Source organism: Brucella grignonensis (genome assembly GCF_002252505.1).
Taxonomy (GTDB): domain Bacteria; phylum Pseudomonadota; class Alphaproteobacteria; order Rhizobiales; family Rhizobiaceae; genus Brucella; species Brucella grignonensis.
Window position 1 is genome coordinate 444,421 of record NZ_NNRL01000157.1, and the last position, 12,058, is coordinate 456,478.

Here is a 12,058-nt window from a genome sequence, read left to right on the forward strand (position 1 = left end):
ACTTATAAATAACAAGCTAATTAACTTCACTCTTTAATGATAATTGAATATTTTCAACTTTATTACTGTAAAGAAAATAGCTAAAATTTGCCAAGATAAAATAGGGTGCATGGCAAGCACATAAATCGCTTTACATGATTGAACGCCTGTTCATTCAAACACCACAGCATCGGCCCAAAATCGGTTGAGATTTTGGGAGAGCGCGATGCTTAGTAAATAAGGTAGAGCGACCTTTGTGCGCCCAAGAGGGCGCACGGCGCTCTATCCGGCGAATGTGCGCCCACTATCATGAGGCACTACGGCCTTGGCCGAGGAAGTTCGAATTTCTGAGGCAGGAACAGGTTTACCCAAGAGATAACCCTGCACCAGATCGGCACCCGCCGCCACGCGTATTAGTGCCAGCTGTTCTTCTGTTTCAACGCCCTCAACCGTTACAGCGAGCCCAAGCTCATGGGAGAGCTGCGTCACACCACGCAACAACATCAGTGATCGGCGATCGGCGGTGATGTCATGCACAAAAGAACGGTCGACTTTGACCTTAGTCAGCGGCAAGCTGTTGAGATAGCTGAGGCTTGAATAACCCGTACCGAAATCGTCAAGCGCAATATTAATCCCTGCATTCTTAAGACGCTGCAGAACCAGTGAAGTCTGATTACGGTCGGCGATGATCGCACTTTCTGTCACCTCGACCTCAAGTTGCCGGGCGGGAAGGCCTGATTTCTGCAAGGCATTGGCAATATCACGCGTGATATCGCTGTTCTTCAAATCAATTGCCGACAGATTGACCGAAACACCGATTCTATCACCCCATGTGCTACAATCTAAGCAGGCTTGCTCAAGCATGAACCGCGTGATTTGCGAGATAATTCCGATTTCTTCTGCCAGTGGAATGAATTCAGCCGGAGGCACATGCCCAAGCTCCGAATGCTCCCATCGCGCCAGCGCTTCATAGGCCACAACGCGCAATGACTGCGCGCTGACAATCGGCTGATAAACAACCTTTATCTCTCGGTTTTCGATTGCCAGACGCAGATCGGCTTTCAATTTCTGCCGCCCGCGATATTTGGTATCCATGGCACTTACAAAAAGCGCCCATTGTTGACCCTCTTCACCCTTGGCTTCATACAGCGCCAGATCGGCACTCATATGCATGCTGCCAACGTCGCTTTTCTCTATGGTCTCAATGGCAACACCTGCACTGATCTCGATGTGAATCTGATCACCGTTAAGATCGTAGACACCACTCGCCACTGAAATAACGTGGTCCATGATTGAGACAATTTCATCATGGCCGCGAAGGTTGAAGACAAAAATAACGAACTCGTCACCGCCAAATCGTGAGGCAACATAGCGTTGCGGGTCAAGCGAGTTGAGCCTCTCAGCAAACAGCCGCAGGAATACATCGCCAACGTGATGGCCAAGCGTATCGTTGACATGCTTGAAATGGTTGATGTCTATGACGATCAGGGCAGCAAGCGTGTCGGGCTTCTGGTGTGTCCGCAGCGAGCGCACCATCGTTTCGAAGTAGTTTCGGTTCGGCAGTCCGGTCAAACCGTCAAAACGCGCCATATGCTGAATGCGCGCTTCGGACTCGACCCTTTGCGTCACATCTTCGAACATCAAAACAACGCCTGCATTGGATGTCTGGTTACCGATACACTCAATGTAACGATCATCTGCCAGTTGCAGAATGTCGCGCGCTTTGCGCCCCGACAACAAGTCCTGCATGCGGGTTCGGATGTTGATCAGATCATCGTGCGGAAACAGGCCCTGCTTGGCACAATAACGTAATAAGACCTCCAACCTGCGGCCACGCAATTTGGTGTGCTCAGCGATCTTCAGCAACGCCTTAGTTTTGTGATTTATAACGGCAATACGCTGCTGCGCATCGAACATCAGCAAGCCTTGCGGCATGTTGTTGAGCGCGGCATCGAAACGTCCTGCCACAATGGACAATCGCCGTTTGCCCATCACCGCTGCAAACAGAAATTCGCGAAGGCCGTTGGCCATTTGAATATTGGACAAAAAGTACGGAATTAGCAGCAGGCCAATGACAACATGAAAGGGCGTCCCCGCGAGGATCAAGCCAGCTAGAACCGGAATCAGCGTACAAGCGGACATCAGGACCACGGCTTTCGCTGAGGCGTAATTGCGTCCAACAATCGACACGACCGATGCGAGCAAAATAGTCAGGCTTGCGAGTTCGGCGAAGGAATCACGCAAAACATAGCTTGAGAAAAAGCAGAGCATTCCAAGCGTCGTACAGACCAAGGATGCGCCGATTAGATAGCGTGCTTCCCATTTATCTAAATCCGCATGGGACAGACTGCCAAGCTTCGCCTGATCAAATTTATGCATGTCATAGAGGCGACCAAGCGCCACAACTGTAAAAATGCTGGCAAATCCTATAAAGCGCCAGTCAGCCGTTTTTACATAGATGACGACACACGCCACAACATGGGCGAGCAAACCAAACCATAATGTCGTGCGATTGCCGTAAAGCGCACGCAGAAACGAGAGCCGCACATCGGCAGGTATCTCAGGTTGAAGGCTTCGCCACATCTCGTTGATTGTACCCCTTTCATGGGGGGTAATATGCCACCAATCACTTAAAAATACCTTTCGTAAAACTAAACCACAAGCTGTTATTGCAACCACCATAAGATGTAATCAGGTTATTATTAAGCAAATAACGATCGGCACAACTCGGTAGCAATAATACAACTTTAAGATATCAGAGCGCAGCCTTCAGTTTATTTAAAATGCGCCAAAACCTATGCGCTGACGAGATTTCAGCGACTATCATAAAGTCAAAGTCCACCGCAACGACACAGCATAACTGAGTACAATGTCATTCTAGACGCTTCTTTTAGTGAAAAACCCAGTTCAAAGATTAAACTGCGGGGAAACTACCTGTAGATAGCCACTTATCACTGAATGACGGTATGAGTCGTCAAATATGATGGCCGCCATCAACTGTAATCACAGATCCGGTCATGTAACGGCTGGCATCCGACGCCAGCATCAGGACAATACCGTCAAGATCCTGCATTTCCCCAAGGCGCCGCATTGGATTGCGTCCTTTGAAATATTGACCAGCGGGACCAGCAAGCTGGCTTTCATTGATTCGCGTCGGAAACCATCCCGGAGCAATGGCATTGACCCGAATATCATGCGCTGCCCATTCGAGTGCTAAAGCACGAGTCATTTGTGTCACACAGGCTTTGGACATAGCATAGGCAGCAGCCCCCTTCTGAGGCCTTTCAGCAAGAATACTGGTCGTGTTGACGATCACTCCACTCTGGTTTCGGCCGATCATTCGGCGTGCCATTTCCTGCGCGGTAAAAAAAGAACCACCAACATTCACGTCGAAGATATGTTCAAGCATATCGCGGGTCGTATCAAGCGCCCGCGCCACGTGAGCGACACCCGCATTATTGAACAAAACGTTGATCGGACCCAGACGCTCCTCCGCGTTATCGAAAGCGGTTTTGATTTCATCGGGATTGGTCACATCGGCCATGAGTTCCAGCACTTCTCCGCCCGAGGGGCAGAATATTGCGCCTTCGTGGCTGCGTGATATCGAGATAACACGCGCTCCATGGCGTGCCAGCACGCGCACCATATGCAAGCCCAAACCGGAAGAGCCTCCAGTCACGGCAATCACCTTGCCTGTGACAGAGAAAATCTGATCGTCAGTCATTTGCCCCCCGACTGCGAATTTCCTTTGTATATCTAGTGCAACATCACTTTTATGTGAAGCCATCCTCCAGAAATATCACCAGATCAATTGAGCAAGCAGAAGACGCCTAGAGCGTGTCTCTCAAAAGAGGGACCCGGCTTTTGGATAAATACACATGCAAAAACAAAGACTTAAATCGCATCGCGTGGACATGGTAAAACGATGTTTTGAGGCTGCGATAAGCTTCGTGATTGCGCATGACTACACGTCGCTCTACAAACAGCGTAAGGACGCCATTCGTTGGATTTCAATCGACCATGCCAAAATCTATACGCCCCCTCATCGCCGTACCGACTGATGTAAAGCCTTTTGAAAATTACACATGGCACGCAGCACCAGCACAATATCTCGCAGCCGCAATCGATGTAGCTGAGGTCACGCCTCTTCTCGTGCCAAGCTTTGGCGAGAAAATGGATACCGATACGATCTTGGACGGCGTGGATGGTCTCCTCGTCACCGGTTCAAAGTCGAACGTCAATCCGGAACTTTATGGTGTCGAGCCGAGTGCTGCCTTCGAGCCATATGATAATGCACGCGATGCAACATCCTTGCCGCTGCTCCGTGCAGCAATTGAAAAAGGCGTCCCAGTCTTGGCGATCTGCCGCGGCCTGCAGGAATTAAACGTCGCCTTGGGTGGCACGCTGGCCACCGAAATCCAGGAACTCGAAGGGCGGATGGATCATCGCGCACCGGTGTCTGATAATCAGGCCGAACGTTTTGCTATCCAACATCCGGTAAAGATCGCGCCAAACTCCTGCCTCGCAGAAATTCTGAAATCCGACAGCGTGGAAGTCAACTCTGTCCATCGTCAGGCGATTGACCAACTGGCTCCAGCACTAGAGATTGAAGCAACGGCCGAAGACGGTACGATCGAAGCCGTATCTGTGAAAAATGCTAAAGGCTTTATTGTAGGTGTGCAGTGGCACCCGGAATACTGGGTGAAGACTGACGGCCCATCGCAGAAAATATTCGAAGCCTTTGGCGAAGCCGTGCGCGCGCACAAGGCGCAGCGCACGACCTGAAATCAGAGCGCCAGTTTCAACGAATGAAGCTGACGCTTTATCTTACTTTTTCTTGACGTGAATGGTTTCCGGTACAGGCGTTAGTGCTTCGCCCTTATCGAACCATGAAATCAGATTGTCGATGACGAGATCGGCCATGCCCTGACGGGTTTTCTCGGATGCCGAACCAATATGCGGAAGCAATACCGTATTGGGCGCATCAAGCAGCGCCTGTGGCACATTCGGCTCATCGGCAAAGACATCAAGTCCAGCGGCAGCAATCGTGCCATTGATCAAAGCCGTTGCAAGCGCATCTTCATCAACAACCGAACCCCGACCGATATTGATCAGAACGCCTTCCGAACCGAGTGCTTTCAGCACTTCCGCATTGATTGCCTTGGCAGTCTCAGCACCACCCGGCGCTACCAGAATGAGCGTATCGACCGCTTGTGCGAGTTCAAGCAGGCTTGGATAATAATCATAAGTCACATCATCGGCTTTGCGACGATTGTGATAGGCAATCGGCAGACCAAAAGCTTCAATGCGATGTGCGACAGCCTTGCCAATGCGTCCAAGCCCAAAAATACCAACCGTGCGACCCCGCAACGAGAGTTTGGAAAGCGGATAGCGGCCTTCTTTCACCCAGTTTCCTGCGCGGAGAAACTCTTGCGATTTTGACAATTCGCGGACAGTATCGATCAGCAAACCAATCGTCGTGTCGGCAACTTCTTCGGTCAGCACGTCCGGCGTGTTCGTAACCATAACACTCTTGGTCGCAGCATGTTTTGCATCGACTGCGTCATAACCGACGCCAAAATTGCCGATGATCTCGAGATTTGGCAGCGCATTGATCAACGCGGCATTGACCGTCGACATGCTTGCAACGCCTTTGACGTCTCCTGCCCAGCTTGCCTCCACCAAGGCGGCATCACCCTTAGGAATGCGTTTGACCTTGAACTCACCCGAAAGCCTCTGCACGGCATAATCGTTGAAATTACCGAGCACCAGAATGGTCGCTTCACGTTGGGTCATGGCAGCTTCCTTATGTTCAAGCAAAATTCATCGGACCAGAGAACCCGGTCCGGTTATCAAGGATAATCAAACGTGTTTGGGCTTGGAAGTCGATTGCCGGATGTGTAGTTCCGGTTTGATAAGTTCCTGGTTTGACGAAACCTCAACCCCGTTCAGCTGATCAAGAAGCGCGCGCGCAGCCCGACGACCAACTTCGCGCTGACCATTCCAGACTGTCGTGAGCGCAGGCGTTGCAATCGCTGCTTCTTCGAGATCGTCATAACCGGTGACAGAAATATCTTCACCCGGCACAAGGCCTGCCCGTGAAATACCGTTCATCAGACCGATGGCAGTCAGATCGTTCCAGCAAACAGCGGCGGTTGGCTTGTCTTTTAATGCCAGAAATTGCGGCGCGACTTCAAAGCCGCCCTGCTTGGTACGCGGACCTGAAATGCGCCATTCCGGGTTCACCAGAAGTCCGGCCTTATCCATAGCCTGCACATAACCGCGATAACGATCGCGGCCTGTCGAGGTCTGGTCCGTACCACCAATCATGGCAATCCGTGTATGGCCCAGCGAAATAAGATGATTGGTCGCAAGTCCGATACCATAGGCATCGTCGCCACGGAAAACGGGCGCATGAACGCCTTCGACGCTGCGTGCAATCAACACGACCGGGAGACCATTATCTTCAGCAAGCTGAATATCTTCCGCCGGCGTGCCAATGGCTGGTGACATGATCACGCCATCCGCACCAAGCTGCAGCAGCGTATCCATAAAGGTGCGCTGCTTTTCCAGCTGATCGTAATGGTTGGACAGAATGAAGGTCTGACGCGAACGATCAAGCTCCGTTTCAATCGACCGCAAAATCTCGGCAAAAAACGGATTCATAATGTCATGCACAACAACGCCTACAATCCCGGAACGGGATGTACGCAGGCTCGCCGCTCTTCGGTTATAAATATAACCGATGGTGCGGGCATGTTCCTTGATCTTTTCGCGTGTCTGATCAGCGACAAGCGGACTGTCGCGCAATGCCAGCGAAACGGTGGCCGTTGAAACACCAAGCGCGTCTGCGATGGTCGAAAGCTTGATTTTCTGAGCCAAGTCGCCTCCCCGAAATGGTCTTGCCACAGTCGAAACAGGATGGCATCGGCCAGACAATCAGAGGAGCGGCCATCCCATCTTGCAGATGGTTATGCCATTGCAATCATTGAATTGAAAGTTTTTTCAGTGCGTCTTAGCGACCATGCACCTATTCCACATCATCGTCATCAACAACTTCCTTGTCCAACTCGTCGACAAGACGTGCCGCACCGCGCACTGCAAGATTGCTTTCCATGCGTCCGAGCATCTTCAGGAAAGCCTTACGTTCTTTCTTGTCGAGGCCTTTCAACATGTCCTTTTCCGTCTTGCGAATGGACTTTTCGATAACCTTGATTGCTTCGATCCCCTGCGGCGTCAGATAGACATGTGACTGACGCTGATCCGTTTCCGAGGCTCGCTTGACGACAAAGCCCTGGCTTTGCAGGCGCGTGATGGTTTTGGTGATAGTCGGAGGGCGAACACCCAGCCGCTGGGCCAAAACGCCCGGAGGCAAACCATCTTCCGAGGCAAGTTGCAGCATAACCGCATCCTGACCAGCATAGAGTCCAAGCTCCAGAAGACGTGTTGCCAACACAGTGCGTGTCAGACGCGCTACAGATTGCAGCCGGTACAGCATGACCGCCTTATTGTCCTTACTCATCGCCACCTCGCCCTTGTTGCGACTTTGGATTGTCGCTGGATCGACATTGTCACACATATTTATAAAGTAAAATATTGTCTGACTTATGAAATAACAAACATGCATCCAGTAAATATGACTGTAGTTATCAATTTGGTAAAAATCGTATGATGGCAGAATGGCTGCACACTCTTGTGCAACTTGCGATTTTGACTGCCCACATCGATGAAACTCTTCTCGATCTAACAAAGTAAGGGCTTAGCTTGCGGTTGCAGCTCACTGGCGTTAGGCTTCGATTTTAGATGAAATAGAATGAGGGAAACATGACAAACCTGCGCGACCAGAACAGTGACATGATCGTCGTCCTGCCACTTGGCGCTCACGAACAACATGGCCCCCACTTGCCATTTGAAACAGATACCATCATCGCAGAAGGCATTGTGGCGCGAGTCAACGAAGCCCTGCCAGCTGCTCTCAATGTCAATTTTCTGCCAGCCCAGCCTATCGGTTATTCTATCGAGCACATGGATACAGAGGGCACACAGACTCTCGCATTTTCGGAAGCTGTCAATCAGTGGATCGGCATGGGTGAGAACCTTCATGCAGGCGGCATCCGCAAACTGGTAATGCTCAATGCCCATGGCGGCAACGCACCGCTGATGACCATTGTCGCGACCGAACTGCGCACACGCCTCGACATGCTGGCTGTGGCCACAAGCTGGACCCGGTTCGGCCTGCCGGAAGGTCTGATTGCGCCCGATGATAAGGCGCTTGATATTCATGGTGGCTTTATCGAAACATCGGTGATGCTGGCCCTGCGCCCCGATCTCGTCGATATGACGAAGGCTGCACACTTCTCCAATGAACAATCCGACTTCGCAAAACAATTCAAGCATTTGCGCGCCTATGGCCCGCACGCGTTCGGCTGGAAGATGCATGATCTGAATTCGGAAGGCGTTGCGGGTAATGCGAGTGCTGCAACTGCTGAGGCTGGCGAAAAAATTCTCGCGCACGCTGTTGCAGGCTTTATTGAACTTCTCCATGACGTGGATCAGTTTGACCTTGCACGCTTTGCGCCCAAGCAATTGGCGAGAACGTGATTGGAGCCTATGTAATAATATAGCATTGCATATAGCATTCACGGGCTCCTTCCCTTATATGAATTACCCGATCTGAAGCCTTGATGGCGCATGTTTGTGCGCGCACCGAAAGGCAGCAACTTCAAGAGGCATGAACAATGAGCCAGGCTGAAGCCCAAACTGAGGACAAGTCGATCAACGACGCTGGCACAGAAGCGGCCCGCATTCCCGTTACCGTTCTGACCGGATACTTAGGCTCGGGTAAAACGACGCTTCTCAACCGCATCCTCACCGAAAATCACGGCAAGCGTTATGCTGTCATCGTCAACGAGTTCGGCGAGATCGGCATCGACAACGATCTGATCGTCGAATCTGACGAAGAAATCTACGAAATGAACAATGGCTGCATCTGCTGCACCGTGCGCGGAGACTTGATCCGCGTGGTACAAGGCCTGATGCGCCGTCCAGGCCGCTTCGACGCCATCATCGTTGAAACCACTGGGCTTGCCGATCCTGTTCCTGTTGCGCAGACATTCTTCATGGATGACGATGTGCGCGCCAAGACCGGCCTTGATGCGGTTGTCGCACTCGTTGATGCCAAGCACCTGCCACTGCGCCTCAAAGACAGCCGCGAAGCTGAAGATCAGATCGCGTTTGCCGACGTGGTTCTGATCAACAAAACCGATCTCGTGACACCGGAAGAACTGGCCGTGGTTGAAGCGACTGTGCGCGCCATTAATCCACATGCCATCATTCACCGTACTGAACGCGCTTCGATTCCGCTTGAGCGCGTCCTTGATCGCGGTGCGTTCGACTTGAAGCGCGCGCTCGAGAATGATCCTCACTTCCTCGATCACGATCATCCCGATCATGTGTGCGGACCTGACTGTGATCATGATCACGGGCACGATCATCACCACCACCATGATCATGACCACACCTGCGGTCCAGATTGCAACCATGACCATGGGCATGATCACGCGCACGGGCACGGGCACGACCACCATCATCATGACCATGCATCACCGATCCATGATGTGACGGTAACATCCGTTTCGCTTCGTGCTGGTGAAATCAATCCGGCCAAGTTCTTCCCTTGGATTCAGAACATCACCCAGACACAGGGGCCGAACATTCTGCGTCTCAAGGGTATCATCGCGTTCAAGGACGATCCTGACCGCTACGTGGTTCAGGGCGTTCATATGATCATCGAAGGCGATCACCAGCGCGCATGGAAGCCGGAAGAAAAGCATGAAAGCCGTCTCGTCTTCATCGGACGCGAGCTCAATGCAGCCGAACTTAAAGCCGGTTTTGAAAACTGCCAATCCTAGAGCATAATTCCTTAAACTTGGATCAGTTTAAGGTAAAATTATGCTCTGATTTTAAAGGGTTAGAGCGACCTTTGGGCGTCCAATAGGACGCCCGGCGGTCTAGTAAACTTGCCAAAGCAAAATTGGACGCTGATGCCTACAGTTGCCCCGCTCGACCTTGATGGTCATTGTCTCTATGCCCGCTTCATCGGCGGCGTTCCCTTCTTTGCTCTGGCCGATGGAACCATCCATCGGCTGGACAATGGCCACCAAACCAGCACTGCTCATGATGGGCTGCTCAGCGCAACATTGACTGTTGACGGCAAGGCATTGGTAACCGGCGGGGAAGACGGCCGCGTTTGCCAGACTGCTTCTGACGGAACAGTTACCGAGCTGGCCAAAGTCCCTCGCAAATGGATGACTGCGGTCGCAAGCGGCCCCGGCGGAACCGTTGGGTTTGCCTCCGGGCGCACGGCGTGGGTTCGCACGTCCAATGGTAAAGTGCAGGAATTTTCGCAGGAACGCAGCGTCGAAGGCATAGCCTTTGCACCCAAAGGGCAACGTCTCGCAATCGCGCGCTACAACGGCGCGACCCTGATCTGGACCGGCACCGAAGCAAAGCCTGTAGAACTTGAGTGGAAAGGCGCCCATATCGGCGTCATTTTCTCCCCTGACGGCCGCTTCCTGATCACCTCGATGCAGGAAAATGCGCTGCACGGCTGGCGTCTGGAAGACACCAAGCACATGCGCATGACGGGCTATCCGGCAAAGGTCAAGGATTGGTCCTGGAGCGTTAAAGCCAAGTGGCTGGCGACCTCCGGTGCACCGGCCGCAATCGTCTGGCCATTTGCTGGCAAGGATGGCCCGATGGGCAAAGCGCCGCTAGAATTGGGGCTTCGTGCTGACAGTATGGTAACAGCCGTTGCCTGCCATCCGGTCGAAGACATCACTGCTATTGGCTACAATGACGGCATGGTTCTTCTTGTGCGCTTCTCGGACCAGAAGGAAGTTCTTCTGCGCCGTCCGGGCAAAGGTGCTATTTCCAGCATGGGCTGGGACGATCAGGGTAGCCGTCTGGCCTTTGGTTCTGAAACAGGTGACTGTGGCGTCATCGACATGACAACAGCCTGATAGGTTTGAACAAACTAAAACGAAAGGCCCCGGTTGGGGCCTTTTTCAATTAAACTATTTCGCTTTCATCGTGACAGTTGGCCCACCATCTGGCCCGAGCGATGCAACCCACTGGCTAATCGCTGCCGCGTCTTTTTCACCGAGCATATGATCAGCCTCAATTGTGCGGGCATCGACCTTCGCACCGCCAGAACGCAGCAGGGCCGACAAAGCTGGCGCAAAAGGCGAATAAAGCTTGTCTTCCTGACCCGTAATCGTCAACACGCGGGCTTTGCCAAGATTGGCCACCGGCACATTGTCCAGAACCGGCATGGAACGCATCAGAACCGCGCGCTTCACCAGATCGGGGTGCAACATCATGGTTGCAGCCAGCAAATTGGCACCGTTGGAATAACCGACAAAGGTTGCGTGTGAGAGGTCGAGATCCTTCTCTTCAGCCAGGCGCGTCAGCGATGTCACAAACGCATTGGCCTCAAGCTTCACGTCCTTCTGGTCAAACTTGACCGGGGTAATGCGCTTGTACCAGCGCGTACCGCCATCCTGCATTACACGACCACGAATACCCAACAGCGTTGCACGTGGCCATATTTTGGACGCGAGCGGCACGAGGCTTGCTTCATTGCCGCCCGAACCATGCAGAAGGACAATCAGTTCGTTGGAAGCGTTTTCAGGCGTGTAGAAGCGATAAATGAACCGCTTGCTGCGCGAAAAATTCTGTTCGGGAGTTGTTTCTGCGTCCATCTTCTTATCGCGCATGGTTACGCCCTCACCAAGCTGGGGAGTGCCTGTTTCATCTTTCATTGAGGCAGAAATGCCGTTCAACGCCATGCCCTGAGCCTTGCTCATAACCTTTACAGGCGTGGGCTGGCCTTCCGCAAATGCGGTGCCTGTTGTTGCTGCGAGCGCCATCATAATGGCAGCTATAAACGTCTTCTTTACCATAAGCTCAACTTGCCACTGATATGTTAACGAAGGTTTTAAGGCAGCTCCACGCGGGTTCTCTACGACCCCTGCCGGCTCGATGAATGTAAGGCTCTTAACAGCAGAGTTTTAGCGAA

General features: G+C 52.2%; 11 protein-coding genes. 5 read left to right on the forward strand and 6 right to left on the reverse strand.

Annotation, left to right across the window (positions count from 1 at the left end; all coding sequences use genetic code 11):
- Positions 1 to 261 precede the first annotated feature (261 nt).
- Together CEV33_RS09275 and CEV33_RS09280 are read right to left on the reverse strand one after the other, a co-directional pair.
- The gene (locus CEV33_RS09275) at positions 262 to 2,562 is read right to left on the reverse strand and encodes a putative bifunctional diguanylate cyclase/phosphodiesterase (protein WP_094540194.1); all 2,301 of its coding nucleotides are present in this window, start codon (positions 2,560 to 2,562) and stop codon (positions 262 to 264) included.
- A gap of 391 nt (positions 2,563 to 2,953) precedes the next feature.
- The gene (locus tag CEV33_RS09280; RefSeq protein ID WP_094540195.1) at positions 2,954 to 3,703 is read right to left on the reverse strand and encodes an SDR family NAD(P)-dependent oxidoreductase; all 750 of its coding nucleotides are present in this window, start codon (positions 3,701 to 3,703) and stop codon (positions 2,954 to 2,956) included.
- 154 nt (positions 3,704 to 3,857) lie between these two features.
- Between CEV33_RS09280 and CEV33_RS23700 the strand changes: the two genes are divergently transcribed.
- Together CEV33_RS23700 and CEV33_RS09285 are read left to right on the forward strand one after the other, a co-directional pair.
- Positions 3,858 to 4,040 (forward strand): hypothetical protein, encoded by a 183-nt coding sequence (locus CEV33_RS23700; protein WP_141211573.1) that lies wholly within the window; start codon positions 3,858 to 3,860, stop codon positions 4,038 to 4,040.
- Positions 4,000 to 4,764 carry a gamma-glutamyl-gamma-aminobutyrate hydrolase family protein gene (locus CEV33_RS09285; RefSeq protein WP_094540196.1) on the forward strand — a complete coding sequence of 255 codons (765 nt, stop codon included), beginning with the start codon at positions 4,000 to 4,002 and terminating at the stop codon, positions 4,762 to 4,764. The genes CEV33_RS23700 and CEV33_RS09285 overlap by 41 nt, the downstream gene beginning before the upstream one ends.
- A 42-nt stretch (positions 4,765 to 4,806) precedes the next feature.
- On the opposite strand, the gene CEV33_RS09290 is transcribed toward CEV33_RS09285, so the two are convergent.
- The 3 genes from CEV33_RS09290 to CEV33_RS09300 all read right to left on the reverse strand — a co-directional run bounded on the left by CEV33_RS09290 (position 4,807) and on the right by CEV33_RS09300 (position 7,501).
- On the reverse strand, positions 4,807 to 5,775 hold the full coding sequence (locus tag CEV33_RS09290) for a 2-hydroxyacid dehydrogenase (protein ID WP_094540197.1): 969 nt from the start codon (positions 5,773 to 5,775) through the stop codon (positions 4,807 to 4,809).
- A 66-nt stretch (positions 5,776 to 5,841) separates the two neighbouring features.
- Positions 5,842 to 6,861, reverse strand: coding sequence for a LacI family DNA-binding transcriptional regulator (locus CEV33_RS09295; RefSeq protein ID WP_094540198.1), 1,020 nt, complete (start codon positions 6,859 to 6,861; stop codon positions 5,842 to 5,844).
- 148 nt (positions 6,862 to 7,009) lie between these two features.
- Positions 7,010 to 7,501, reverse strand: coding sequence for a MarR family winged helix-turn-helix transcriptional regulator (locus CEV33_RS09300; protein ID WP_094540289.1), 492 nt, complete (start codon positions 7,499 to 7,501; stop codon positions 7,010 to 7,012).
- 302 nt (positions 7,502 to 7,803) lie between these two features.
- On the opposite strand from CEV33_RS09300, the gene CEV33_RS09305 reads away from it, so the two are divergent.
- From CEV33_RS09305 to CEV33_RS09315, 3 genes are all read left to right on the forward strand, one after another.
- Complete coding sequence (locus CEV33_RS09305; protein ID WP_094540199.1) at positions 7,804 to 8,580, forward strand: creatininase family protein; 777 nt, start codon at positions 7,804 to 7,806, stop codon at positions 8,578 to 8,580.
- A gap of 137 nt (positions 8,581 to 8,717) precedes the next feature.
- Positions 8,718 to 9,890 carry a CobW family GTP-binding protein gene (locus CEV33_RS09310; protein ID WP_094540200.1) on the forward strand — a complete coding sequence of 391 codons (1,173 nt, stop codon included), beginning with the start codon at positions 8,718 to 8,720 and terminating at the stop codon, positions 9,888 to 9,890.
- Between the two features lie 132 nt (positions 9,891 to 10,022).
- Positions 10,023 to 11,000, forward strand: coding sequence for a WD40 repeat domain-containing protein (locus CEV33_RS09315; RefSeq protein ID WP_094540201.1), 978 nt, complete (start codon positions 10,023 to 10,025; stop codon positions 10,998 to 11,000).
- Positions 11,001 to 11,054: 54 nt separating this feature from the next.
- Here CEV33_RS09315 and CEV33_RS09320 read toward each other — a convergent pair whose 3' ends face one another.
- Positions 11,055 to 11,942, reverse strand: a complete 888-nt coding sequence (locus CEV33_RS09320; RefSeq protein WP_094540202.1) for an alpha/beta hydrolase — start codon at positions 11,940 to 11,942, stop codon at positions 11,055 to 11,057.
- Positions 11,943 to 12,058: the final 116 nt, after the last annotated feature.

Bases quoted from the DNA above. Each gene is read 5' to 3' on its own strand.
- CEV33_RS09275 (WP_094540194.1), bottom strand. From the start codon at position 2,562: ATGTGGCGAAGCCTTCAACCTGAGATACCTGCCGATGTGCGGCTCTCG.
- CEV33_RS09280 (WP_094540195.1), bottom strand. From the start codon at position 3,703: ATGACTGACGATCAGATTTTCTCTGTCACAGGCAAGGTGATTGCCGTG.
- CEV33_RS23700 (WP_141211573.1), top strand. From the start codon at position 3,858: ATGCAAAAACAAAGACTTAAATCGCATCGCGTGGACATGGTAAAACGA.
- CEV33_RS09285 (WP_094540196.1), top strand. From the start codon at position 4,000: ATGCCAAAATCTATACGCCCCCTCATCGCCGTACCGACTGATGTAAAG.
- CEV33_RS09290 (WP_094540197.1), bottom strand. From the start codon at position 5,775: ATGACCCAACGTGAAGCGACCATTCTGGTGCTCGGTAATTTCAACGAT.
- CEV33_RS09300 (WP_094540289.1), bottom strand. From the start codon at position 7,501: ATGAGTAAGGACAATAAGGCGGTCATGCTGTACCGGCTGCAATCTGTA.
- CEV33_RS09305 (WP_094540199.1), top strand. From the start codon at position 7,804: ATGACAAACCTGCGCGACCAGAACAGTGACATGATCGTCGTCCTGCCA.
- CEV33_RS09310 (WP_094540200.1), top strand. From the start codon at position 8,718: ATGAGCCAGGCTGAAGCCCAAACTGAGGACAAGTCGATCAACGACGCT.
- CEV33_RS09315 (WP_094540201.1), top strand. From the start codon at position 10,023: ATGCCTACAGTTGCCCCGCTCGACCTTGATGGTCATTGTCTCTATGCC.
- CEV33_RS09320 (WP_094540202.1), bottom strand. From the start codon at position 11,942: ATGGTAAAGAAGACGTTTATAGCTGCCATTATGATGGCGCTCGCAGCA.